This window comes from Thermoclostridium caenicola (assembly GCF_900142095.1).
GTDB lineage: Bacteria > Bacillota > Clostridia > DSM-8532 > DSM-8532 > Thermoclostridium_A > Thermoclostridium_A caenicola.
This window is the reverse complement of sequence record NZ_FQZP01000002.1, coordinates 69,513-94,732: the sequence shown is the minus strand read 5'-3', so window position 1 is coordinate 94,732 and position 25,220 is coordinate 69,513. Positions and strand designations below refer to the sequence as shown.

Sequence of the window (25,220 nt, the reverse complement as noted above, 5' to 3'; positions counted from 1 at the left end):
CTAAAGGCGGCCGGAAGTTTCCGGCGCCTTTATTTTTCTTCAAGGCTTTTTTCCAGTTCGGCGATATTCTGGAGGACGATAAGCCCTTTTATGGCTACCAGGTTCTGGTTTTGCTCAGCCACGACGCCCACAAGGTTTGAAACCGAAAGGTCCAGCATGGCGACAGCGTCCTTCTGCTCATCGCCATAAGCGGTCTTCTGAGTGTTCCAAAGTTCTTTCATCGCATTGGCGGCTGCGTCAGCGGTCTGCCAGTCCCCCAGCCTGGAGGCCAGCATGACCCGCCGTGCATGGAACAGGAGGAGTTTGGCAGGCGCTCTTTTGTCCTGGTGCAGGACAAAATAGTCGCAAATGGCCTTATGGAGGTTGTTGGCCTCATTCAGCACCTCGTTGTGGTTTCTGGTCTCAGCCATTTTGGTCAGCTGGTTGAGGGTATTGTTGGCGTTGACGCTTAGATCGGCGCTTGCCCCCAGCTTGGCCGCTACAGGGATGTATTCGTTGAACAAGGAATGAAGCTCAATGATATTCTTGTTGACTTCATCCCAAATCTTATCCTGGGGCTTTTCCATCTGTTTTTCATTGCCTTGTTGCTGACCCTGCTCCTGCGGCTGGCCTTGTTGACCGCTCTGCTGTTGTCCTTGCTGTTGACCCTGTGACTGCTGCTGACCTTGTTGCTGCCCCTGCTGTTGATCATGCTGCTTCTTGCCTTCACTCTTTCCCGGATTTGACGGGCCGTCCAAAAGCTGAATGATGGTTTCGTTCAGGGCCTCTATCTCTTCAAGGGCTTTTATGGCTTTCTCCTGTTCCTGCTGTTCCTTTTTCTTGCTTTCTTCCTCCTTATTGTTTCCGCATGACGTAAGGAACAGGCACAATGCTGCCGTTATCAGGATGGTTCTATGAAATAATCCATTGGATGGCTTCATGATGGTCACTCCTCCATGTCTGCCATGTACGGGGCATGGGCTGCAGGCAAGCATGCCGTGTCAATCGGGACATTTGTTAGTGTCACCTTGTTGATTGCATTTATGCATGAAGACGCCCTTTGAAAATGGACGGCCCGGAACGCTTGCGCAGTTTGCCGCATTGCAGGATTCGGTTTTCATATTAAAGACCTTTGGAAATTTGATAGAGTTATTGGTTCCCGATGGCAAACAGATGGATCAATATGGTAATATGTTAACAAGCGGCAGGATAACCACCGGCTGGGTTCAATGAAATGATTTGATTCCGGGAGGATCTGCTCATGAAAAAGTCTAAAAGGTTCATGACCATTCTGTCCGTTATACTGATGACTGCCATGCTCTCAGGGTGCATCGCTGTGGAAATGCGGGTCAACGGTAACGGTTCCTGCGATATCACCTACACGATTGATACGTCTGGCCTGTTGTCCAAAAGCGAAGTGGAAAAAACCATAAAGGAAATCGTTGAAAAGCAGAATCAGAGAGCAGGCAAGAACGTGGCCATACTGAAAAGCATAAAGGAAGATAAGGAAAAGGGGATCATAACGGCACTCCTTTCCATTTCCAATATCAACGACATGGGCGATGGCTCCTTCTTCGGGACGGTCCGGCATTACCGGATGAAGGATGGCATCGGGTTGGACGGCCTGGTTGACAAAAAGGGCAGGGCCGTGAACGAAAAAGATATCCCGGAAGATCTGTATGTGGTTTATACTCCCGGATTTGAACAGGAGTCATACGGCATTATTAAGCTGACCATCATCGTTCCGGGAGATATTCAATACCTCACCGGCGGCGCAGAGATCCAAAAAAGCAATGTGGCTTATTTCAGCGGCGAGACGGCGCTTGTGGTATTCAAGAAGGGTGGAGGCGGATTTCCATACTGGATCCTGCTCCTTGCGGGGGCCATCTTCATCATCTGCCTTATCATGAAGAGAAAGCCGACAATTGCTCCCGTTGTCAGCCCGCCGGTTACGACCCATGCCCCGGAGTCTGTGGCGAATTTCCCGACGGAACCCAAGACCGGAAGCGTATCGGCGGTGCCGGGCGTCCGTCGCTCTTCGGAAGAAGTATAAGTTGCAGGCCCTGAAGCATGCTCCAGGGCCTCTGAATACCTGTCATAAATTCCACCAATGATGCCCGTACCTGGCCAGAAGCTCGTCGGATGCGGGCGGCCCCCAGGTCCCGGGTGCGTAATTGGGAAAGTCAACCGCTTCCTTGTCCCAATACCTGGTGATATTATCCACAAAGCTCCAGGAGGCTTCGATCTCCTCCCAGCTTGCAAAAAGGGTCTGATCGTTGCGCAGCGCATCGGCTATCAGGCGCTCGTAACTCTCGGGCGAATTGCTTTCGTAGTCGCAGTTCTGGCAATAGTCCATCGTGACGGTGGTGATTTCATTTCCGGATCCTGGCTTTTTGGCATTGAACTGCAGGGAAATGCCTTCCTTGGGCTGTATGTGTATCTCAAGCAGGTTTGGCTGCATGCCTTTGTACTCCTTGAAGTACAGGATTTCCGGCATGGATTTGAACTCCATGACCACATAGGTTGATTTCTTGGGCATGCGCTTGCCTGTCCGGAGATAAAAAGGCATGCCTCCCCAGCGGAAATTGCCTGCCAGGATTCTCATGGCGATGAAGGTTTCGGTGTTGGATGCGGGATGGATTCCCTTTTCCTGCCGGTATCCCCTGACGGTCTGGCCGTTCATGATGCCTGGCCCATACTGCCCGCGGACAATATGGCTCCTGAGAAGCTCGTCGTCCATTTTCAGAAGGCTCCTTAAGAATTTCACCTTTTCATCCCTGATGGATTTGGCATCCAGGCTGATGGGAGGTTCCATGGCCACCAGGGCAAGAAGCTGGAGCAGGTGACTCTGCAGCATGTCCCTGAGGGCGCCGGAATGCTCATAGTAGCCTGCCCGGGTTTCCACCCCCACCGTCTCACCGGCGGTGATCTGGATATTCTCGATATAACGGCTGTTCCAAATGCTTTCAAACAGTGCGTTGCCGAAGCGTATCACCATCAGGTTCCTGAGCATTTCCTTGCCCAGGTAATGATCGATCCGGAAGATGTTCTCCGGCGGGAAAACGCTTTCAATGACCTGATTGAGATAGGCGGCAGATTTGAGATCTCTGCCGAAAGGCTTTTCGATCATGACCCGCTGCCAGGCACCCTGGTTGGTCACCATGCCGAACCTGTGCAGGTTCAGGACGATGGGCTCAAAGAGGGTGGGGGCTACCGACAGGTAGAACAGCCTGTTTCCCTGGGTGCCCGCTGTCCTGTCCAGTTCGTCCAGCCAGTTCTTCAGAGAGGAAAAATCCTCGGATTCGGACAGGTTCATTCTGAAATAATGGATCCTTTCCTTGAGCCTGTCCCAGATATCGGTCCTGAGGGGAAACCGGGAATGCTTCATGACCGACGCCAGGAGATTATCCCGGTACTCCTCTGTGCTCAGGGGTCGCCTTCCCACGCCCACAATCATCATCCCGGGATGCAGCAATCCTTCCAAGGTCAAGTTGTATATGGCCGGAATCAGCTTCCTGTGCGTCAGATCGCCGGTTCCGCCGAATATGGTGAAAATGCAGGGAATACGAATGCTTTCCATCATCTGCCAACCTCCTGCCAGCACTGGACAGTATGCCCGCAATATGCGGTCTTCATCCGTGATGGGAATACCTTAACCCCATTATATCACCCGGCAGGCAGGGAGACCATTTGCGTTATTTTTATAACATGGTTTGGGCAGAATGGGCCGGTTTTCCAAAAGGCTGGACTTCTTAAATACTTTTTTCGTTTGTATTATAATAGATGACGAATATGAATAGATATTACAGGTGAGGTCGGTTCGGTTATGTATCGTATAGGCGTTGATATTGGCTCGACCACCATCAAGGTGGTTATCCTTGACCACACCGGTGCAATGGTTTTCAGCCGATATGAGAGGCATTATGCCGACATAGGGAACAAGCTGAGGGATATCTTTACTGATATCAGCCGCCTGATTGGGAACGCCGAAGTGACCTTAAGCATAACCGGTTCGGGTGGAATGAACTGCGCCAGGCAGATGGAGGTCCCGTTTACCCAGGAAGTCATAGCCGCAGCCAGGGCTATCGAGGCCTTCCACCCTGAAACCGATGTAGCCATCGAACTTGGCGGAGAGGATGCCAAGATAACCTATTTCAGCGGAGGCCTGGAGCAGAGGATGAACGGTACCTGCGCCGGCGGGACGGGCGCATTCATCGATCAGATGGCCTCCCTGCTCAAGGTGGACGCAGCCGGGCTTAACGAGATGGCCCGGCATCATAAGGTGATTTATCCCATAGCGGCGCGGTGCGGCGTGTTTGCAAAAACCGATGTCCAGACGCTTCTGAACGAGGGTGCCGACAGGAACGATATTGCCGCTTCCATATTCCAGGCCGTTGTGATCCAGACCATCAGCGGCCTGGCATGCGGAAGGCCCATACGGGGCAGAATCGCTTTCCTGGGGGGACCTTTGCATTTCCTGCCCGAACTCAGGAAACGTTTTGTGGAGACTCTGGCACTGGCAGAGGAGCAGGTCGTCATCCCCGAGCATGCCCAGTTGTTTGTGGCCATCGGTGCCGCTCTTTCCGCTTCCAACCAGCAACCGGTAAGGTTTAAGGCTCTGTTGGACAGGCTTGACCGGAACGCAGGAAAGGTCTTTACGGAAACCAGCCGTCTGCCTGCCCTTTTCAAAAACAGGCAGGAATATGAGGCTTTCAAAAAACGCCATGACGCCCACAAGGTATTGAGGCGCAAGCCCGAAGATGCCGTCGGGAAATGGTTCCTGGGGATCGATGCGGGTTCCACCACCACAAAAATAGCCCTCATCGACGAGGATGGCGCGCTCCTGTACACCCATTACGGCAGCAATGAGGGTAGTCCGCTGGAATCCACCATAAAGGCTCTGAAAGCCATGTACCGCCAGCTCCCGGCCGGAAAGGAGATCGCCTGGTCGGCGGTTACCGGCTATGGGGAAGCGTTGCTGAAGGCTGCCCTCAGGATTGACACGGGCGAGATTGAAACCATTGCCCATTACAAGGCTGCGGAGCATTTCTGCCCCGGTGTTGATTTCATCCTGGATATCGGCGGGCAGGATATGAAATGCCTGAAGGTGAAGGATGGCAATATTGAGAGCATCCTGCTCAACGAAGCCTGCTCGTCGGGCTGCGGATCGTTTCTGGACACCTTTGCCGGATCCCTTGATATGGATGTCGATGCCTTCTCCAGGGAAGCGCTGCTGGCCGAGAGCCCGGTGGATCTGGGATCAAGGTGTACGGTCTTCATGAATTCCCGGGTCAAGCAGGCCCAGAAGGAAGGCGCAAGTCTCGGAGATATTTCGGCGGGCTTGTCCTATTCCATCATCAAAAATGCCCTGTTCAAGGTCATCAAGCTGAAGAACCCGGAGGAACTCGGGGAAAGGATAGTCGTTCAGGGCGGCACCTTCCATAATGATGCGGTGCTCAGATGCTTTGAACTGATTACGGGGAAAGAGGCCATACGCCCCGATATTGCCGGGATCATGGGCGCATACGGTGCGGCCCTCATCGCCAGGGAAAGGTATCGGGAAGGCGCCCGGTCGCAGATGGCAAAGGCCGGGGAACTGGATGCCTTCCATTTGTCCAGCCGCATCACGCGATGCCGGCATTGTGCCAACAGATGTCTTTTGACCATCCATGATTTCGGGAACGGCGAACGGTTCATATCCGGCAACCGGTGCGAGAGGGGTTCCGGAAAGGATGCCGGGGACAGCAAACTTCCCAACTTGTTTGCCTATAAGTACAACAGGCTTTTCAGCTACAAGCCCTTGCCCCTTTCCGAAGCGCGCCGGGGAGTGGTAGGCATTCCCAGGGCCCTGAACATCTATGAAAATTATCCCTTCTGGTTTACCTTCTTCACTGAACTGGGCTTCCGGGTGGAACTGTCGGAACGGTCAACACCTGAGCTGTACAATAAGGGGATGGAGACCATTCCGTCGGAGTCTGTATGCTATCCGGCCAAAATGGTCCACGGGCATATCATGGACCTGGTGGACAAGGGCGTCGGTTTCATCTTTTATCCTTGCATCGTGAAGGAAAACCGGGAGCAAAAGGATGCGGACAACCATTTCAACTGCCCCATAGTCTCTTCCTATCCTGAGGTCATCAAGAACAATGCGGATGCGCTGAGGGAAAGAAATATCCTTTATATGAAGCCCTTTTTGCCCTATGACAACAAGAGGAGGCTGATGAGGAGACTTTTCCGGGAACTCTCGCCTTTCGGCATCAGCAGGCAGGAGATCGCCAAAAGCGTGGAAAAGGCGTACCGTGAGCAGGAATCCTTCAGGAAAGAGATACGGAAGGCAGGGGAGGAAGCGCTTCAGCAGATCCGGGAAGCAGGCGTGAAGGGGATCGTACTTGCCGGCAGGCCCTATCACCTCGATCCCCAGATCAACCACGGGATTCCCGAGCTGATCAATGCATTGGGCATGGCGGTCTTCACCGAGGATTCGTTAGCTCATCTTGGCAGGGTAGAAAGGCCGCTGAGGGTGGTGGATCAGTGGGCGTATCATTCCAGGCTGTATGCGGCGGCATCCTTTGTAGCGACCCAAAAGGATCTGGAACTGGTGCAGCTGAATTCCTTCGGATGCGGACTGGACGCCGTCACCACCGACCAGGTTCAGGAGATCCTGAATGCCCACGGAAAGCTGTATACCGTGCTCAAGATCGATGAGGTCAACAACCTGGGAGCCGCAAGGATCAGGCTGCGTTCCCTGAAGGCCGCCATCCTGGAAAGGGAGAAGAGGCAGACCGCCAGGCCCGAAGGATCTGCCAGGTTCGTCAAGGTGCCGTTCCTGCCGGAACACAGGGAAAAGCATACCATCCTGGCTCCCGAAATGTCCCCGATTCATTTTCAGTTCCTGGAAGAAGCCTTCAACCTGTCGGGCTACAGGGTAGTGGTGCTCCCCGCCATTGACCACCAGGCCATCGATGAGGGTTTGAAATATGTCAATAACGATGCCTGCTATCCTTCCATCCTTGTCGTCGGCCAGATCATCAAAGCCCTGAAGTCGGGAGCCTATGATACGAGCAATACCAGCGTCATGATCACCCAGACCGGAGGATGCTGCCGGGCGACCAACTACATCGCATTTCTCAGGAAAGCCCTTAAGGATGCCGGTTTTGGTCATGTTCCCGTCATTTCCCTCAATGCCAACGGCATGGAGAAGAATCCCGGGCTCAAGCTTTCCTACGGGCTTCTGAAGCGGGCTGCCATGGGCCTTGTTTATGGTGATCTGCTGATGAATGTCCTGTACCGGGTAAGACCCTACGAGAAGATCAAGGGGTCGGCCAACGCCCTCTATGAAAAATGGACTGAAATCTGCAAGCGTTCATTGGCACGGGCTGATTATGCCGAATTCAGACGCAATATCGAAAGCATCGTGGAAGAGTTCGACCGGCTGGAGATCGTCAATGACGTCAAGCCCAAGGTGGGCCTGGTGGGTGAAATACTGGTCAAGTTCCATCCGACGGCCAACAACAACGTGGTCAGGACAGTGGAGGAAGAAGGAGCGGAGGCCGTCGTGCCGGGCCTGACGGATTTTCTCCTGTACTGCGCCTATAACCAGGATTACAAGTACAGGTACCTTTCCGGAAGAAAATCGGCGCAGCTTCTGGGCAAGGCCGCCATCCGGATCATCGAGCAGTTCAGGAAACCCTACCGGGAAGCGCTTGCCGCCAGCGAACGCTTCTATGAGCCTGAAACCATTGAGAACATCGCAAAGGGAGCTCAAACCGTGCTGGACATCGGGCATCAGGCGGGTGAAGGATGGCTTCTCACAGGCGAGATGGTGGAACTGATTCAAAAAGGGGTCAGGAATATTATCTGCATGCAGCCTTTTGCCTGCCTGCCCAACCACGTCACCGGCAAGGGCATGATCAAGGAACTCAGAAGGGTTTATCCCGGAACCAATATCGTGGCCGTGGACTACGATCCCGGCGCCAGCGAAGTGAACCAGCTCAACCGGATTAAGCTCATGCTGTCCCGGGCTTTTGAGGAATTGCAGCATGGCAAACCGGACAACCGCCCGGTCCAGGGCCCATACGGCCACAAGGCCAAAAAGGCGAGCGGCATGGTATAACGACGGCTTCCGGCAAAGGATACGGATGGGTCGCTGAGAAACCTAAGGTTCAGGAAACAGGCCCTAAAAGCATTTTCACCGACGAAACCAGGAAACCGGCGCCGAAAGCGATGAGCACAGCTCCCAGAACGACGATGATGATCCTGTAGATCTTCATGTTGATGAACTTCCGGGTCTTGCCGATGATAAAAGACACCAACGTGTACCAGGAAAAATCGGACAGGATATGGCCCGTGTAAAACAGCACAACACCGGCCACCCCCATAAGGTTATAGGCTTCCATCATGAGTCCCAGCCCGACGGCCGCCCACCATACTGCAAAATAGGGATTGGAAGCGCTGACCAGCATGCTTCCCAGGATAATCCCACCGCTTTTGGCGGCTGACGCGCTCTTCATGTCAATCTGGAGTTTCCCTTTCGCCGCATCCCTGATCATACTGCCGCCAAAAAAGATCAACACGGCGCCACCCAGGAATCCGATGATCATCTGGGCCAGGGGTGTTTCAAGATATTGGCCGACTCCGATGAACAGCAGGATGACCAGCACCAGTTCCAGGAGCGCATGGCCCAGGGAAACCAGCGGACCGGCCTTCGGACCGATCTTCAGACTTTTTTCGACGGTATAGGTGAGCAGGGAACCGGGCATCATGGCCCCGGAAAACCCGATGATAAAAGACCGTATAAAAGTATACAAGACGGATCACCCTTCTGGTATCCTGTGGTACCACAGGTTCGGTTTGGCATTGCCGATTGTCCCTTATTATCTCATATTTCTGGCGCCGTGTGAATCCGGGCACATAAACTTCATCGTCCGGATAAGACTTTCGGCGGCGTCAAACGTATATATGACGTACGGAAAAGGAGATGGGATTATGGATTTTGAAAGGCTCTACCAGTCTATTTTCAGGAGAAAATCGGTTAGGAAATATGAGATGACGCCCCTGGATGCTTCGGTGACGGATGAGGTATCCAGGCTCCTTCCTTCCCTGAAGCCGCTCTTTGATATCCGGACCGATATCAGCCTTGTACAGGGCGATACCATACGCGGTCTGCTGGCCCTCAAAGCTCCCCACTATCTCGTGATGTCATCGGAAAACAGGGAAGGGTACCTGGTTAATGCGGGTTTCATTCTGCAGCAGATGGACCTTGCCCTGTCTGCCATGGGGCTTGGCTCCTGCTGGGTGGGTTTAGCCAAGCCTTCGGGAAATATTGCCATCAAGCCCGGGATGGAGTTCGTCATCGCGATGGCTTTTGGGAAAGCTGCGGGTTCTTTGTATCGGGATAGTCTGTCGGAGTTTAAGAGAAAACCCCTCGGCAAGATAGCCAATGTCCCTGAGGATCCCTTGCTGGAAGCAGCCAGACTGGCTCCATCTTCGGTCAACAGCCAGCCCTGGTATTTCAAAAAGGAGGCCGATCGGATACATGCCTATTGTATCAGAACCGGCGGATTGAAAGCCCTGATCTATGAAAGGCTCAATCAAATCGATATGGGTATTGCGTTATGCCATGTTTGGCTGGCCGGGCTTCATCTTGGGAAGGACCCGGTTTTTGCCAGGCAGCCTGAGTTTCCGGAAGCACCTGCGGGCTATGAATATGTGATTTCTGTCTCCGGGATCTGATTTTACGAAAAAGCTGTTGACTTTGACGTTGCGTAAAGGTGTAAGGTGGTTTCGGAGGCGATATCATGGAATACACCGTTCAGCAGCTGGCACGTCTGGCAGGCGTGAGCCCCAGGACACTCCGGTATTATGACGAGATTGGTCTTCTGAAGCCGGCCAGAATCAATCCGTCGGGATATCGGATTTATGGAACAAGGGAAGTTGACAGGCTCCAGCAGATCCTCTTTTACAGGGAGCTGGGCGTCAGCCTGGAGAAGATCATGGCGATCCTCTCCTCACCCAACTTTGACAGGATGCAGGCGCTGATGGAACACCGTGAGAAGCTTCTGGAAAAACGGGCCCAATTGGATCTGCTCCTGGCCAATGTGGAGAAGACCATTGCGGCATGCGGAGGGAGAATGGAAATGAGCGATCAGGAAAAATTCATGGGTTTCAAACAGCAGCTTGTTGAGGAGAATGAGAGAAAATTCGGAAAGGAGGCCCGTGAGAAATACGGTGATGAAGCCGTGGACCAATCAGGCCGGAAAGTGCTGAACATGACCAGGGAGCAGCATGCGCAACTGGAGGCGCTGTCCAATGAGCTGACAGAGGTTCTGCGGGAAGCGTTCAAGAGCGGCGATCCGGCCAGTGAGCTTGCCCAGGAGGCTGCCGACCTGCACCGGCAGTGGCTGTGCTTCTTCTGGGACGATTACTCCAGGGAGGCCCATGCGGGATTGGCGGAGATGTATGTGGCTGATGAGAGGTTCAGAGCCCATTACGACAAGGAACAGCCGGGTATGGCCGCCTTCCTGCGAGATGCCATCCTGATATACACGGGCCAAAAAAGCTGAAAGAAAGAGGGCTGCTTTGCTGCAGCCCTCTCAATTTCTGCATAGCCAGCGGTCAGTCTTACTGAACCTTCTGTTCGCCGGTAATCTTGCTGGCTTCGTCCATCTTGAAGCTGTTCTTGATGGCATCCGAAGCGAAGTAAACATTACCCTCCACTGTGGTATCCACCAGCTGGAAGTTCTCAGCATTAACGTACAGATCGCCTTTGAATGTACCATGCTGGATGCTGGCGTTGGGGCTGTTGATGGTCAGCTTGGGAACGGCGAGTGTGTATCTGGCCGTGATGTTGCGGTTCTGATCCTGCTCATAGAGGGCGATCTTCCTCTGGATGATATCATTACCCTTGTCGTCCTTCTTGCCGTTGGTGAAGGTACCATCCAGAACAAGCTCCTTGTTGATGGTCAGGTCGTTCAGAAGGCAGATAATCCACACACCGTCCTTGCTGATGGCCTTTTCAAATCCTGCAGCGTCGGTTACCATGGATGGTGTTGAGTAGGCATCAGGGCTGCTGGTAGAACCACCGGTATTGGCAGGAGGAGTTGTGACATTGGGAGCGGGTTCTGCGCCGCATCCTGCCAAAACGAATGCGCAAAGCATGAGAATCATCAATGCAGCATATCTATGCTTCATTTGATTTCCTCCTTTTTTATTTTCAGATTCAAATATTATAATACCCATTTTCTTACCAATTATCAATCAGAAAATATTCAAATACTAAGATGGTTACAACATAATAGAAATATTCTTCCAGTATTATAACTGTTACATATATTGTAACAGGTATCAATCTTATTGGCAATAACGGATAAATCAAACCGGAAACGGCCGCACATTGAAGGAGCAGGCTGAATCCTATAAAATAATGACATCCTGGATCTGGAGGAAGGTTTATGCCGACTCGGCACAAAACGTCAGGGGAAGACCTTATCAAAAGGCTCAGCCGTATCGAAGGGCAGAACAGGGGCTTGCGGATGATCGCTGAAGATAAGCCCTGCATGGATATACTGACCCAGATTGCGGCAGCCAGGGCGGCGCTTCAAAAGGTGGGCAGCCTGATCCTGGAGCGGCATGCCGTATCATGCCTGGAGGACATGGTTTCGGCGCAGGACAGGGAAAAAGCGGCGGAAGAGCTGTCCAGAGCCATAAAAAGCCTTACGCACCTTACGGACTGATTTTTGCCTCTTTTGCGCATCCATGAATTGTCTGGATTGGACCGGCAGTATCAAGCCAAGATAGGTGGGGAACCAAAAAGATTTGTGGAAATTGTAGAATTTTGCTATAATATACCCATAGGGGGTATATCACGGCTGGGTTGTCACCGGATGTGCAAAGGAGGGAATGAGATGACTGTAAAGGTTTATTCCACGCCTACATGCCCGTGGTGTACCATGGCAAAAAACTATCTGGCCTCCAAAAACATCGCTTTCGAAGATATCGATGTATCCAGAAACCCCCGGAAAGCCATCGAAATGATCGAGAAATCCGGTCAGAGAGGAGTTCCGGTAATCGACATCAACGGGCAGATTATTGTCGGATTTGACCAGAAGAAGATCGACGAAATGATTGGGTCTTAAAAAAGAGGTACGGCATCGTACCTCTTTTTTGACAGCCTGATGACAGTCTGTGTCTTCCTGGCTTGACTTCTGGCAGGGTTGGGCTATAATGATAATGTTAGATAAAGCTAACATGAGAGGCCTAAGTATGGGGGTGGCTCACATTTCAGAACTGAAAAAGCTTTCCGCATCCATGCAGGACTACCTGGAAGCTATCCTGGAACTTGAGGAAAGCGGAGAAGCGGTTCGGGTAACCGATATAGCCAACAAGCTCCAGATCGCCAAGGCCAGCGTGAACCAAACGCTCAGCAAATTCAAGAAACAGGGCCTTGTGCGCCAGGAGATGTATGGGCCTGTGGAACTGACCAATGAGGGACGCCATATGGCTGAAAAAGTCAGGCAGATCCATCGGCAGATCAAGCGCTTTCTCATCGAGGTGCTGCAGGTGGATCCGGACATAGCGGAGGAAGATGCCTGCCGGATGGAGCATGCCGTCAGCGCGCATACCATGGAGCGTCTGACTGAGTTTCTGAGCCGGTATGGCTATTCCCAAAACCATAACGAACCGGCGGCAGAGGATTGATGGGTTCAAAGCGCTGTCATGCCTGTTCCCCGGTAACTGCGAATTTTTAAAGGCCTTGGCGGCCTTTTTCTTATGCCTGTCAGGGACATCCCTGCGCTTAAGACAGAGGCGTTCGGCTTACGGTGAGCGGCATGCTTCGTTGGCTATAAGGAAGGGTATGATATAATTGGAATAAAGACTTGGCTACAGATGAGGGGGTCGCTATGGAAGAACAGATCAGGGAGATTGTTAACAGGCTGACACTTCAGGAAAAAGCTTCGCTATGCTCTGGCGAGGACTATTGGCACACCAAGGCCATCGAGAGGTTGGGGTTGCCGTCCGTCATGCTTACCGACGGTCCCCATGGCTTGAGGAAGCAGAAGCAGTCGAAGGATTTTTCGGGTGGAAGCTATGAGGCAACCTGTTTCCCGACGGCATCATGCCTGGCCGCTTCCTGGGACAGGGATCTGCTGCGCCGGGTCGGAGAGGCCCTGGGTGAGGAATGCCTGCAGGAAGATGTGGGTGTGTTGCTGGGGCCGGGAGCCAATATCAAGCGTTCGCCCCTTTGCGGACGCAACTTTGAGTATTTCTCCGAGGATCCCTTTCTTTCCGGCGAACTGGCGGGCGCCTTGATCCAGGGTGTTCAGTCCAAAGGCGTTGGAACTTCGCTGAAGCATTTTGCCGTCAACAACCAGGAAAGCAATCGCATGACCATCGATGCCTTTGTGGATGAACGGGCCATGCGGGAGATTTACCTGGCCGGTTTTGAACGGGCTGTTAAAAAAGCCGGTCCGCGCACCGTCATGTGTGCCTATAACAAGGTCAATGGCACCTATGCCAGCCAGAATCGGCTGCTCCTGACCCAGATTCTCCGGGAAGAATGGGGCTATGACGGTGTCGTGGTGTCGGACTGGGGCGCTGTCAGCGACCGGGTGGCTGCCCTGAAGGCCGGGCTGGATCTGGAAATGCCTGGCGTATTTCCGGAGAACGACCAGGCCATCGTGGATGCCGTACGGTCAGGAGAACTTGATGAATCGGTTTTGGATGAAGCCGTGGCAAGGCTTATAAAGCTTATTCTCCAATATATGGCCAATAAAGCGGATGGCTACCGTTTTGACAGGGAGGCCCATCATCGGCTGGCCGTAGAAGCCGCATGTGAAGGCGCTGTCCTGCTTAAGAACGAGGATGGCATTCTTCCGCTGAAAAAGGGGATGCGCATCGCTTTGATCGGTGAGTTTGCCAAACATCCGCGCTACCAGGGGGCCGGAAGCTCCATGGTGAATCCGTGGCGGCTGGACAATGCCTATGATCAGGCCATGACGCTGCCCAATGCTTCCGATATCACCTATGCGCGGGGATATGACATCCGAACCGACGCACCTGACAGGCAACTCATTGAAGAAGCCTGCAATGCGGCCAAAGCAGCGGATGTGGCGGTGATCCTGGCCGGGCTCACCGATGACTATGAATCGGAAGGGTTTGACAGGATCCACATGCGGATGCCCCCTGCCCACAACGTGCTCATTGCGGAGGTGGCCAGGGCAAATCCCAATGTGGTCGTTGTCCTGTGCAACGGTGCACCGGTGGAGATGCCGTGGATAGGCAGCGCCAAGGCGGTGCTGGAGCTCTACCTTTCCGGTCAGGGGGGCGGAACTGCTCTCTGGAAGCTTCTTTACGGAAAAGCGAATCCCTGCGGGAAGCTGGCCGAGACCTTCCCTGAGAAGCTGGAGGATTGCCCGGCAACCGCCTGGTTCCCCATGGGCCCCAAGGGCGTTGAATACCGTGAAAGCATCTATGTGGGCTACCGTTTCTATGATAAGGCCGGTGTGAAACCGCTGTTCCCCTTTGGACACGGCCTGTCCTATACAAGCTTTGCGTACAGCGATCTGGTTATTGAACCTGAAAAAACGGACGAAAACGGTATCCTGAACATCAGCTTCCGGATCAGGAATACCGGCTCCATGGCCGGAAAGGAGATCGTCCAGGTTTATGTCCGCGATGTTGAAAGTACCATCTTCAGACCCGACAAGGAACTGAAGGAATTCGCCAAGATCAGCCTTGAGCCCGGAGAGGAGAAGGAAGTCCGTTTCCGGTTGGACAGGCGGGCCTTTGCCTTTTACGATACTCATTCAAAAAGCTGGCAGGTGGAGTCCGGAGAGTTTGAGATCCTGGTGGGCGCTTCTTCCCGGGATATCAGGCTGAGCGGCCGTGTCCGGATTGAAGGCACGGGTGAGGTGGATCCCGCCGTCTGGGACAAAAGGGAACCGCTGCCCTCCTACTATCATCCGAAGCCCGGCTGCAACATTCCCAAGCAAGAGTTTGACGCCCTGTACGGAAAACCCGTCGTGCATCCGCCGATCCACCGGAAAGGGACGTTTACCCCTGATTCCACCATCAACGAGATCCGTCAGGTGTTGGCCGGCAGGATCTTTTACAGGATTCTGGCAGCAGCGGCGAGAAGGATGAACCGGGATACCGATGAAAAGACCCTGCGCATGATCATGCAATCCCTTGATGAGGCGCCGCTCAGACAGCTCAATCAGAACACCGGCGGCCGGATCGGCAAAAAAATGATCGAGGGTCTGGTTCTGCTGTGCAATGGAAAGCGGCTTAAAGGCCTGGCGAAGATGCTGTCGCGCTGAAAGCGGGATGATTGCTGGCAACAACAGGCTGTATAGCGGAATCCGGCGAAAGCCAAATTAGGAACATGGCAGCTTTGTCAAGAATCATGCAGTGAAGAGGGATTCCGCATTGAAAGCCGGAGATGCCAGAAGAAAGCCTACTGTCATACACAGATTGCTCGTCATGCTCCTGACGCTGTTTCTGTTCGGCGTCCTTGCATGCACACTGATTAGTCGTGCCGAGTATTGCGCCTACAAACACGGGGACAACCCGGCCTGGATACGGCAGAACGTCCCGCTCCTGCTGTTCACCGCCGGGTTGTCTTTTGCTGTTTCGGTGCGGATATACAGGCTGGGTGCCGGTATGAGCCGCACGGGCAGAAAATATGTCACCGGAAACATCCTTTACCTTTCTCTGGCCGTGCAGGTGCTGTATATTTTGCTCCTTCCGGCCAACCAGTTTGCCGATCAGAGCATCGTCAACAGGATTGCGCAGGATCTCATCAATGGCAATTACAGGGCCTTCCAGAAAGGCGGCTACCTGTACCAGTATCCCAACAATATCGGCATATCCCTGGTGCTTTCTTGGGTGTACAGGCTTTTTCCGCAATCCATGCTGGTGCCCAAGTTCCTGAACGCCATATCCTCCACCATTACGACTTACCTCATCATGAGAATCTATGAGGAATCCAACCCGGGCAGACGAAACAGGAGCTATGGCATCCTGCTCTTCTCCGGGTTTTTTCTGCCCATGATCCTTCTGAACAACCTGGTCTACAATGACATTTTCGCCACAACCTTTTTTACGGCCGCAATTTACTGGGCCATCCGGTTTTCCAAAACGGGAAAATGGGGGCATTTGCTGTGGAGCGCAGTTTACATTTCGTTGGGACATTTCCTGAGGCACTTGGGTCCCATCTTCCTGATCGCGGTGGCCCTGTTCCTGGTGCTGAAAAGGGCGAACCTTCCCAAAATCCTTGTGTTCGTCGGGCTGACGGCGTTGCTGGCCTGGCTTCCGCTGCAACTGATCAACGGCTGGCTCCTTAACGAGCAGAAGATAAAGGAGCCCCTTGGGAAGAACGCCATACCCATACATATGTGGATCCACATGGGCATGAACGAGGAAAAGTTTGGCTACTGGGATGACGGTAAATCCTATAATATCTACCAGCGTGAAGGTTTCCAGAACAGGCAGAGGAGCATACAGATCTATTCCGAGCGCATCAGGGAAAAACTGAAGGGCGAGCGGCTGCTGAAAACAGCGGAGGTCTATCTCACCAAGAACCTCTGGCTCTGGTCGGAAGGCACCTTCCAGGCGGAGTATTACGGAATCGGCAGTTGGGGCTATCTTTATCCCACCTTTGCCACCGGCTTTTTTGAGAAGGATACCATTGTGAGGGACTGGGTGAGGTGGCTCATGCATGCCGCCAATTTTCTGATGCTCATCCTGGTGCTTTATGGGCTTGTATCCACGCTCAGGGAGAAAAAATCCTATCCGCTCATCCTGCCGGCCATTGTCCTGCTTGGTTTTATCGGTTTTTACACGCTGTGGGAGATCAAACCGCGTTATATCTATCCCACCTATCCCTGTCTGCTTCTCATGTCCTACTATGGTCTGAGCCGCCTGGTAAGCCGGTATCTGAAAAATACCGGACCATCGGAGGATCCGGTTTTCGAAAGGGAAGAGCAGCTTTTTGCAGGAGATGCATGACGCCTCCGGCCCGGTTTGGCCGGCTGGTGTGATCAAGAGGTCAGGATGCGCAGAAAAGTGATAAGATAGAAAAAGAGTAATTGCCGGGACCATAGCGGTTCGTTTACGCTCAGCCCGGCCGATTTATGGGTGGGAATTATCATGGTGGACGTATGCCTTCTGGGAACGGGCGGGATGATGCCCCTGCCGGAACGCTGGCTTTCATCCCTGCTTGTGCGGTGCAACGGACGAATGATGCTGATCGATTGCGGCGAGGGGACCCAGATCCCGATGAAAATGGCCGGCTGGGGGTTCAAAAACCTGGACGCTATCCTGATAACCCATTACCATGCCGACCATGTGGCCGGGCTTCCAGGCCTGCTTCTGACCCTGGCCAATTCCGGAAGACAGGAGCCTGTCCGTCTCATCGGACCTCCCGGCCTTGCGGAAGTGGTATCCGGGCTTTTGACCATAGCGCCTGGACTGCCGTATCCCATTTACCTGTATACCTGTCCTGCAGATGGTATTTCCCATCTGGAGATGGACGGGCTTCTCATCCGGTGCTTTCCGGTGGATCATTGGATTCCCTGTCTGGCCTACAGCATCGAGCTGAGAAGACCCGGACGTTTTGATGCGGAAAAAGCCAGGGAACTGGATATTCCCGTCCGGTATTGGAAGCAGCTCCAGAAGGGGGAGACCGTCGAATGGAAGGGCAGGAGTTTCCGTCCGGATCAGGTAATGGGTGAACCGCGCCGGGGCATTAAGATCTGCTACTGTACGGATACCCGGCCAGTGGATGGCTTGTGCGATTTTGTGAGGGAAGCCGATCTGCTGGTTTGCGAGGGCATGTATGGGGATGAAGGGGATGCCGAAAAAGCGATTCTCAAAAAGCATATGCTTTTTGCGGAAGCTGCCCGGGTGGCGCGGGAGGCAGGGGTCTGCGAGCTCTGGCTGACCCATTTCAGCCCGGCGCTTGCGTGTCCCGAAGACTGGCTGTCCCATGCAAAGGAGGTATTTGAACCCACGATTGCAGGTCATGATCTGATGAGAAAAACCCTGACTTTCCCATCGTGAGGGATTATTCCGATTCCAGTATCAAGGCGATGCCGCGCCTGAGGATTTCCTCCCTGAGCGCGCCTTCAACACCGGCAACGATATACCCGTCCTTATCGATGAACAGCGTGCTGGGGATGGAACGAATCCCGTAGGTATATGCCGCATCCTGGGTGGTGTCGTACAATACCCTGAAAGTGAAACCGTTCTCCTCGATATAGGCTCTGCCTGTTTCAACCGTTTCCCGCTGGCCGTCCACCAAATCCACCATCAGAAAAACGAGCTCATCCTCGCTATATTCCTGGGAAACCTTGTTGAAGGCGGGCATCTCCGACCGGCATGGTCCGCACCAGCTGGCCCAGAAATTGAGGACCACCGGTGTTCCCCGGAAGTCGGAGAGCCTGACCTCATTCCCCTCGTCGTCGACGGCGGTAAAGTCCGGCGCCTCCAGTCTGGCTTTTTCAGTGGTGCCTGGTTCCGGGCTTTCCGAAACCCCTTGCACCGGCGGTTCCTGTGTTCCCGGTTCGGGGGTGCCCAGTGGATTCTCGGCGGGATACCGCTCCGACAGGTTGTTGTAGAGGATGACCGCACCTGCCAGAAATACGGCGAATACCGCTATGGCAAGCAAAGTCTTTGTGGTTTTGGTCATAGAATGCCTCCTGAATTATGATATTTACTCCCCCCGTGCCGCATCAGGCCATAAAGAACCGGGAGCCTCATTGCAGGGAGAGATAGGCCAGAAGCCTGTTCAGCATTCCCGTCATCATGGCCAGGCCAACAAGCACAAGCAACAGGCCTGATACGGTGTTGATGGTGCCATGATGACGCCTGAGAAAATCGAAGGTTCCTTTCAGCCTGTCCAGCAGCCAGGCGGATATGATGAAAGGGATGCCCAGCCCTAAGGAGTAAAGCAGCAGCATCAGGATGCCCTTTGCAGCATTCCGGGAATTGGCCGCCAGCATGAGGGCCGAACCCAGGAATGTGCCGACGCAGGGTGTCCAACTGATGGAAAAGATCATGCCGAACAGTATGGATGAGAAAAAACCCGGATTTTTGGGCGTACTTCCAATCCCGGATACCTTGTTGAGCAGGGGGAGCCTCAGAAGCCCAAGGTAATTGAGGCCGAACAGCACGACCACTGCGCCGGTTACCAGGTTGATAGCCAGGGCATATTCCCTGAGAAGATGCCCGACCGATCCGGCAAAGGCTCCCAGCGACACAAACACCAGCGTAAAACCCAGCACAAAACCAAGGGCGCCGAGCATTCTCCTTTTGCTGTCCTGCCCTCCGGCAAAGTAGGAAACATAGATGGGCAGCATGGGCAGCAGGCAGGGCGACACAAATGTGACAATGCCTTCGATCAGGGCAAGAATATAATCCATAGTCCGCTCCTTTTCGCTAGTATAACCTGATTATAGTATAGCAAGCCATATCCTGCGCAGGATGTGACCAAGTCACAAATCCGGGAAACCGGTTGGCCTTTATGGGGAGCTTTGGCATGATTATATGATATAATGAAAGTCCGGTAAATGGTTTTGCGCATTGCCCGAAAAACTGTCCGACAGGAGGCCTCAGCATGAGAATCCTGGATATTTCCATGACCATTCATCCTGAAATGATGGTTTATAAGAACAGGGATGAAAACAGGCCTGTGTTTACCGTAACCAGGGATCATTCAGGCGGCTCCGCCTATGAAACCCGGGTAACCCTGAACCTGCATACGGGTACCCATCTGGATGCGCCGCTCCATATCCTGGAGAACGGGAGTACCATCGATCAAATGGCGTTGGACAGGCTGGTCACCAAATGCCGTGTGCTGGATCTGAGCCATGTGGAAGACCGAATCACGGAGCAGGACCTGGCGGGTCAGCCCATTGAAGCCGACGATTTCGTCCTCCTTAAGACCCGGAACTCACAGAGCGAGACTTTTGAATACGACTTCGTCTATCTGGAGGAATCCGGGGCCAGGTACCTGAGGGATTGCAAGGTCAGGGGTGTGGGCATCGACGCGCTGGGCATTGAGAGAGGGCAACCCGGACACCTGACCCATCGGATCCTGATGGAAGCAGGTATCATCATCCTGGAAGGGCTGCGCCTGGCCCATGCGGGTGCCGGCCAATACACCCTCATCGCGCTGCCTCTGAAGTTGAAAGGCCTGGAAGCCAGCCTGGTGCGGGCTGTGCTGATTCACCCGTGCCTTTTTTGACGTCGTCCGGAAGGAAAGTCTCATCCTTCCAGTTTCATTGCGCCTCTTTTGACGCATGGATGTATTTTTCCGCCATGATGCCAGCGATGGTACCGTCGCCCACAGCGGTTGCGATTTGGCGCACCTCTTTTTCACGCACATCCCCGGCGGCGAAAACCCCTGGTATGTTTGTGGCCATGTCCTCGCCGGTGATGATATAACCCCTGTCGGATAGGTTCAGCCAGGGCCTGAAAAGCTGCGTGTTCGGTTGGGAGCCGATATAGACAAAGATACCGTCCAATTTCATCTCTGAAGTCTCGCCGGTCTTTGTGTTCTCCAGTACGGCGCCATGGACGAAATCATCGCCCAGGACCTTCGTTATGACAGTATTAAAGCGTATCGCGATCCTGGGATTCTTCAGGGCATCCTCCACGTAGGAGCTGGGGGCCCTGGGGGTGTCGGAGCGGATCAGGATGGTCACCTTCCTGGCAAACCGGGTCAGGAATACGGCCTCCTCAAACGCGGCAACGCCGCCCCCCACTACGGCCAGTTCCGCGTTCTGGTAGAAAGCGCCGTCGCAGGAGGCGCAATAGTGGATGCCGCGGCCCCTGAATACGCTTTCCTGGGCGACAGGAAGCTTTTTCGGCTCAGCCCCGGTGGCAATGATGACGGCCTTGGCATAATAATCGCACGCTTTGGTCCTCACATGCTTTTCGTTTCCCTCAAGCCGGACTTCCTCGATCTCCTGCATGTCGTCGATCCGGGCCCCGAATTCCCGTGCCTGCCTGATCATGTTTTCCATCAGGTCAAAGCCGCTGATGGCGCCGCTGGTTCCGGGATAGTTTTCCACCTGGTAGGTAGTGATGACCTGCCCACCCGGGACACCTGATTCAAGAACCACGGTAAACAATTTGCTCCTGGCGGCATAGATGGCAGCCGTCAGCCCGGCCGGGCCTGCCCCTATGATGAGCACGTCGCAATGAACCACGGCCCTGTCATCAGGCGGGCAAATCCGGGCATCCAGCATATCCACAGCTTCCCTGAATTCCTGATAGCTGATATATCCGGTCAAACGCCGGCAAACCTCTTTTCCGTCGCTGAAGAACAGGAGGGTAGGAAAGGATTTGATCCCATACTGCTCGGCCAGTTGCCGGTTTTCGGGTGTGAATATCTTCACAAAGCGGATCGACTCCCTGGAAGGCGCGACCCGCTCGAAAATGCCGTCAAATGTTATGCACGGCAGGCAATCATCGGACCGGAAATAGACCACAACCGGACAGGTAGATTTCAATACCTGTTGCTCAAAATGTTTGCTGTCAACGGACAGGATATTCATCATCAGGGCACCTCCAACTCCCCGCTGTTCCTGCACGGGTTAAGTTCATTCCCTTGCTGTCTGGGCGGGTTCCTTGTAGTTTTATTCGACAGAACTATTTTACCACTTGCCGGTAAAAAACACATCCTGAGCGCACAGGCATGCTTTTTAACGGTGGTTTGCCTGCTGTAGTATGTGATCCCGGGTATGGCAATAATATGGTACAATAAGCCAATGGAGGTGTTTGGTGCATTGGAAGATATCAGAATCCTGTGGGGGCAGTTTACGGCCATCTTTACCCATACTTTTCTGGAGGTTGAAGTCTGGAGGATTGTGGCTGCGTGCGTCGTTATTGTCTTCACCATTTTGCTGCGCAGATTTTTTGTCAATCTCATTATAGCCCTTCTGAAGAAAATTACCCGGAGGACAAAAACGACATTGGATGATGCGCTGGTCCAGGTCATTGCTCCGCCGGTCAGGTTATTGGTGGTTTCATTCGGTTTTTTCATCGCCCTGCTGCTCATCCGCATCCCCGTTACCGGCCAGTTCTTTGCCGGGCATATTCTTCGGAGCGTGGTAGCTTTTTCAGTGTTTTGGGCCCTTTACAGGGCGGGGGATATCCTGGCCAGGATTTTTGAAAAGGTTGCCAACAGGACGCGCACCACGCTGGACGAGCTGCTGGTTCCGTATATTGCCAAGGGTATTAAGCTGATAGTTGTCATTGTCGGTATCAGCGTGATTGCCAGGGAATGGAATTATGATCTTGGCGCCCTGCTGACCGGACTTGGACTGGGAGGTCTTGCGTTTGCCCTGGCGGCCCAGGAAACCCTGGCCAATTTCTTCGGCGGGCTGACCATTATGGTGGATAAACCCTTTCAGCTCGGCGACTGGATCCAGACGCCTGACATCGAAGGTACAGTGGAAGACATAGGCTTTCGAAGCACCCGAATCCGCACCTTTGCCCAGGCTCTGGTGACCGTGCCCAACGCCGGTTTGGCCAAGTCCAACATCACCAACTGGTCCAAAATGGGGAAGAGAAGAGTAGACTTCTCCCTCAGCGTTACCTATGACACAAAGGCTGAACAGCTGGAAGAACTGCTTGCCAGGGTAAGAAGTATGCTGGGAAACCATCCAGGGATCCACCCTGAGACCATCTTTGTCAATTTTGATTCATTTGGCCAAAACGGGTTTGAGATCATTTTTTACTTCTTCACCAGGGACACCGATCGAAAGAAATACCTGGAGGTTAAGGAGGATGTCCTTCTCAAACTCATGCATATACTGGATGAGTTGGGTGTAAAACCGGCCTATCCGTCCATGAGCGTTTATATGGAAAAACTGCCGGATAAAGAAAAAGGATGATATCGGTGTTTTCTTGTGGGCCTGGAAAAATCTGTACCTGTTCAGGATACTAATAGAGATATCAATACAGAAAGGGAGGATGATTCACATGGATGTTATGGAAGCTCTGTTTACGCGAAGAAGCATCAGAAGATATACGGGTGAGCCGGTGAGTGAGGAAAACCTGAAGCTCCTGCTGAAGGCCGGGTTCTGTGCGCCCTCGGCCCACAACAAGCAGCCCTGGCAATTTGTGGTGGTACGTAATCGGGATACCCTGGAGGAGATAGCCAGGCTTCATCCTTATGCCAAGATGCTCCCGCAGGCGGGATGCGGCATCATTGTCTGTGGGGACACCGACAGGGAGAGTAATATTGGCTATCTGGTGGAAGACTGCTCGGCTGCCATAGAGAACATTCTTCTGGCCGCCCATGGCCTGGGTCTGGGTTCCGTCTGGTGCGGTTTGTATCCTGTACAGGAACGGGTTGACGCTGTGGCAAAGCTGTTGAGTATGCCGTCCGATATGATTCCCATCGGCCTGGTTGTGGTGGGACACGGCCAGGATAAGGGCAGAGAAGTGGACCGTTTTGACGAGTCAAGGGTTCATTATGAGAAATGGCGCTCGGATGGCTGATATCGCCGGCATTGGTTTGATTTTTTAGCATGATTGCCGGGAGTGATCCTATGGATAACAGCAATCTTGCCGGAAGGAATTTCCACCTGGTTTGATTTTTTCGGTAAAAAAGGTTAGAATGAGGAATATTACTGAACCTGAAGGAGTGAGAGCACATGCCCAGCTGGGCTGCGTCACAGTATCTGAAATTTCAGAGCCAGCGAACTCAGCCGGCCATCGATCTGGTCAACCGCATCAGGCTTTCCAACCCGGAAAGGATCCTGGATGTGGGGTGCGGGCCGGGCAATAGCACGCGGGTGCTGAAAGATCGGTTCAGCCATGCCAGGGTTATCGGCATAGACAATTCCGAGAATATGATTGAAAAGGCAAAAGCAGATCACCCCGACATGGAATTCAGACTTTGCGATGTCAGCGGTGATCTGGCTGAACTGGAAGGCGACTACGATATCGTGTTTTCCAATGCCTGCCTCCAGTGGGTTCCCAACCATCACCAGCTGCTGAAAAAGCTGATGGAGCTTTTGAGGAAGAATGGCGTGCTGGCTGTTCAGATTCCCTATAACATGAGGGAACCCATCCATCGCATCCTGGAAGAACTCAGCGCCTCTGCCGGGTGGAGGGCATACTTCCCCCAGGAGCGCGTGTACAATACCCTGACGCAGAGGAATATTTCGATATCCTGGCCGATATCACGCCTGAATTTGATATTTGGGAGACGACGTATTATCACGTGATGCAATCCCATGAAAGCATCATGGATTGGTACCGGGGTACCGGGCTGCGCCCGTATCTGGATGCGCTTCCTGAGGAAAAAAAGGCCGACTTTGAACAGGAAGTACTGCAACGGGTGATGGCAGCCTATCCGAAACAGAAGAACGGGGAGATCATATTCAGGTTCCCAAGGCTGTTTTTCACAGCTGTTGCACGATAAAACAACATGGGTTGAGACGGAATAGTTATGAGAGAGTACCTTTATGAAACACACATGCATACTGCCGAAGCCAGCGCCTGCGCCACGGGGAGCGGCGCGGAGATGGTACGGGCTTACAAGGCCCTGGGCTATTCAGGTGTCATCGTTACCGACCATTTCTTTAACGGCAATACGGCAATCCCCGGGTATCTTCCCTGGAAGGAGCGGGTGGAGCTCTTTTGCCGCGGATACGAAAACGCGCTGGAAGAAGGGAAAAAATGCGGCTTCCATGTTTTCTTCGGATGGGAGAGTACATACGACGGAACGGACTTTCTCACCTATGGCCTGGGCAAGGATTTCCTTCTGAAACATCCGGATATGCTTGAATGGCCTCTTGAGAAATATCTTAGAGTTGTGCGCGGGCATGGCGGATTCGTCGTCCATGCCCATCCTTTCAGGGAGGCGTACTACATACCCGAAATACGCCTGTATCCGCAGGAAGTGGATGCGGTGGAGGTCTTCAATGCCAGCCACCGGAACCCCAGGTTCAACGAAAGGGCCAGGGAATATGCTGAAAAACATGGCCTTTTGATGCTGTCCGGCTCGGATGCCCATCATACCGACTCAATTTACCGGGGTGGCATGGCCTTCGACCGGGAGATCCGCACCATCCAGGAGTTTATTGAAACTGTGAAAAGCAAAAAAGGATACCGGTTGCTGCCGGGGATCTTCGGATAAAGTCCTGGGGCGCAAACAGTTTCAATGTTCACGACGATCATCGCCATATACTGCTCCATCGCCCGTTCGCCGGCAAATTTGCCCT

23 protein-coding genes are annotated in these 25,220 nt (G+C 53.3%); 16 read left to right on the top strand and 7 right to left on the bottom strand.

The window, feature by feature from the left end:
* Positions 1-29: 29 nt before the first annotated feature.
* Complete coding sequence (locus tag F3H12_RS01085) at positions 30-920, bottom strand: hypothetical protein (RefSeq protein ID WP_149677488.1); 891 nt, start codon at positions 918-920, stop codon at positions 30-32.
* 320 nt (positions 921-1,240) lie between these two features.
* Between F3H12_RS01085 and F3H12_RS01080 the strand changes: the two genes are divergently transcribed.
* On the top strand, positions 1,241-2,032 hold the full coding sequence (locus F3H12_RS01080) for a hypothetical protein (protein ID WP_149677487.1): 792 nt from the start codon (positions 1,241-1,243) through the stop codon (positions 2,030-2,032).
* Positions 2,033-2,074: 42 nt separating this feature from the next.
* On the opposite strand, the gene zwf is transcribed toward F3H12_RS01080, so the two are convergent.
* Positions 2,075-3,562, bottom strand: coding sequence for a glucose-6-phosphate dehydrogenase (gene zwf, locus F3H12_RS01075; protein ID WP_207706779.1), 1,488 nt, complete (start codon positions 3,560-3,562; stop codon positions 2,075-2,077).
* 243 nt (positions 3,563-3,805) lie between these two features.
* Here zwf and F3H12_RS01070 point away from each other — a divergent pair, with 243 nt between their 5' ends.
* Positions 3,806-8,092: a 2-hydroxyacyl-CoA dehydratase gene (locus F3H12_RS01070; RefSeq protein WP_149677486.1), complete on the top strand. Its 4,287-nt coding sequence runs from the start codon at positions 3,806-3,808 to the stop codon at positions 8,090-8,092.
* Between the two features lie 49 nt (positions 8,093-8,141).
* On the opposite strand, the gene F3H12_RS01065 is transcribed toward F3H12_RS01070, so the two are convergent.
* Positions 8,142-8,786 carry a LysE family transporter gene (locus F3H12_RS01065; protein WP_243133153.1) on the bottom strand — a complete coding sequence of 215 codons (645 nt, stop codon included), beginning with the start codon at positions 8,784-8,786 and terminating at the stop codon, positions 8,142-8,144.
* Between the two features lie 178 nt (positions 8,787-8,964).
* On the opposite strand from F3H12_RS01065, the gene F3H12_RS01060 reads away from it, so the two are divergent.
* Together F3H12_RS01060 and F3H12_RS01055 are read left to right on the top strand one after the other, a co-directional pair.
* Positions 8,965-9,711, top strand: coding sequence for a nitroreductase family protein (locus F3H12_RS01060; RefSeq protein WP_188118301.1), 747 nt, complete (start codon positions 8,965-8,967; stop codon positions 9,709-9,711).
* A gap of 65 nt (positions 9,712-9,776) precedes the next feature.
* Positions 9,777-10,541 carry a MerR family transcriptional regulator gene (locus tag F3H12_RS01055; protein ID WP_149677484.1) on the top strand — a complete coding sequence of 255 codons (765 nt, stop codon included), beginning with the start codon at positions 9,777-9,779 and terminating at the stop codon, positions 10,539-10,541.
* Positions 10,542-10,599: 58 nt separating this feature from the next.
* On the opposite strand, the gene F3H12_RS01050 is transcribed toward F3H12_RS01055, so the two are convergent.
* On the bottom strand, positions 10,600-11,169 hold the full coding sequence (locus F3H12_RS01050; RefSeq protein ID WP_149677483.1) for a hypothetical protein: 570 nt from the start codon (positions 11,167-11,169) through the stop codon (positions 10,600-10,602).
* 260 nt (positions 11,170-11,429) lie between these two features.
* Here F3H12_RS01050 and F3H12_RS01045 point away from each other — a divergent pair, with 260 nt between their 5' ends.
* The 6 genes from F3H12_RS01045 to F3H12_RS01020 all read left to right on the top strand — a co-directional run bounded on the left by F3H12_RS01045 (position 11,430) and on the right by F3H12_RS01020 (position 18,039).
* Positions 11,430-11,711 carry a metal-sensitive transcriptional regulator gene (locus F3H12_RS01045; protein ID WP_149677482.1) on the top strand — a complete coding sequence of 94 codons (282 nt, stop codon included), beginning with the start codon at positions 11,430-11,432 and terminating at the stop codon, positions 11,709-11,711.
* A 171-nt stretch (positions 11,712-11,882) separates the two neighbouring features.
* The gene (locus F3H12_RS01040) at positions 11,883-12,113 is read left to right on the top strand and encodes a glutaredoxin family protein (RefSeq protein ID WP_149677481.1); all 231 of its coding nucleotides are present in this window, start codon (positions 11,883-11,885) and stop codon (positions 12,111-12,113) included.
* Positions 12,114-12,240: 127 nt separating this feature from the next.
* Positions 12,241-12,675 carry a metal-dependent transcriptional regulator gene (locus F3H12_RS01035; protein ID WP_188118300.1) on the top strand — a complete coding sequence of 145 codons (435 nt, stop codon included), beginning with the start codon at positions 12,241-12,243 and terminating at the stop codon, positions 12,673-12,675.
* A 203-nt stretch (positions 12,676-12,878) separates the two neighbouring features.
* Positions 12,879-15,296, top strand: a complete 2,418-nt coding sequence (locus F3H12_RS01030; protein ID WP_149677479.1) for a beta-glucosidase — start codon at positions 12,879-12,881, stop codon at positions 15,294-15,296.
* 109 nt (positions 15,297-15,405) lie between these two features.
* On the top strand, positions 15,406-16,986 hold the full coding sequence (locus F3H12_RS01025) for a glycosyltransferase family 39 protein (RefSeq protein ID WP_149677478.1): 1,581 nt from the start codon (positions 15,406-15,408) through the stop codon (positions 16,984-16,986).
* A 141-nt stretch (positions 16,987-17,127) separates the two neighbouring features.
* A complete protein-coding gene (locus tag F3H12_RS01020; protein WP_149677477.1) occupies positions 17,128-18,039 on the top strand; it encodes a ribonuclease Z in 912 nt (303 codons plus the stop codon).
* Between the two features lie 4 nt (positions 18,040-18,043).
* On the opposite strand, the gene F3H12_RS01015 is transcribed toward F3H12_RS01020, so the two are convergent.
* Complete coding sequence (locus F3H12_RS01015) at positions 18,044-18,667, bottom strand: redoxin domain-containing protein (protein ID WP_149677476.1); 624 nt, start codon at positions 18,665-18,667, stop codon at positions 18,044-18,046.
* 67 nt (positions 18,668-18,734) lie between these two features.
* The gene (locus F3H12_RS01010) at positions 18,735-19,400 is read right to left on the bottom strand and encodes a cytochrome c biogenesis CcdA family protein (RefSeq protein WP_149677475.1); all 666 of its coding nucleotides are present in this window, start codon (positions 19,398-19,400) and stop codon (positions 18,735-18,737) included.
* A 194-nt stretch (positions 19,401-19,594) separates the two neighbouring features.
* Between F3H12_RS01010 and F3H12_RS01005 the strand changes: the two genes are divergently transcribed.
* The gene (locus tag F3H12_RS01005) at positions 19,595-20,224 is read left to right on the top strand and encodes a cyclase family protein (RefSeq protein WP_149677474.1); all 630 of its coding nucleotides are present in this window, start codon (positions 19,595-19,597) and stop codon (positions 20,222-20,224) included.
* A 34-nt stretch (positions 20,225-20,258) separates the two neighbouring features.
* On the opposite strand, the gene trxB is transcribed toward F3H12_RS01005, so the two are convergent.
* A complete protein-coding gene (gene trxB / locus F3H12_RS01000) occupies positions 20,259-21,542 on the bottom strand; it encodes a thioredoxin-disulfide reductase (RefSeq protein ID WP_243133152.1) in 1,284 nt (427 codons plus the stop codon).
* Positions 21,543-21,770: 228 nt separating this feature from the next.
* On the opposite strand from trxB, the gene F3H12_RS00995 reads away from it, so the two are divergent.
* From F3H12_RS00995 to F3H12_RS00980, 5 genes are all read left to right on the top strand, one after another.
* Entirely contained in the window at positions 21,771-22,880 is a 1,110-nt protein-coding gene (locus F3H12_RS00995) for a mechanosensitive ion channel family protein (protein WP_243133151.1), read from the top strand.
* Positions 22,881-22,968: 88 nt separating this feature from the next.
* Positions 22,969-23,490 carry a nitroreductase family protein gene (locus F3H12_RS00990; protein ID WP_149677473.1) on the top strand — a complete coding sequence of 174 codons (522 nt, stop codon included), beginning with the start codon at positions 22,969-22,971 and terminating at the stop codon, positions 23,488-23,490.
* Between the two features lie 155 nt (positions 23,491-23,645).
* The gene (locus F3H12_RS00985; protein ID WP_243133150.1) at positions 23,646-24,221 is read left to right on the top strand and encodes a methyltransferase domain-containing protein; all 576 of its coding nucleotides are present in this window, start codon (positions 23,646-23,648) and stop codon (positions 24,219-24,221) included.
* Positions 24,222-24,241: 20 nt separating this feature from the next.
* On the top strand, positions 24,242-24,418 hold the full coding sequence (locus F3H12_RS13440; protein ID WP_243133149.1) for a hypothetical protein: 177 nt from the start codon (positions 24,242-24,244) through the stop codon (positions 24,416-24,418).
* A 27-nt stretch (positions 24,419-24,445) separates the two neighbouring features.
* Positions 24,446-25,135 carry a PHP domain-containing protein gene (locus tag F3H12_RS00980; RefSeq protein ID WP_149677472.1) on the top strand — a complete coding sequence of 230 codons (690 nt, stop codon included), beginning with the start codon at positions 24,446-24,448 and terminating at the stop codon, positions 25,133-25,135.
* Positions 25,136-25,220 lie beyond the last annotated feature (85 nt).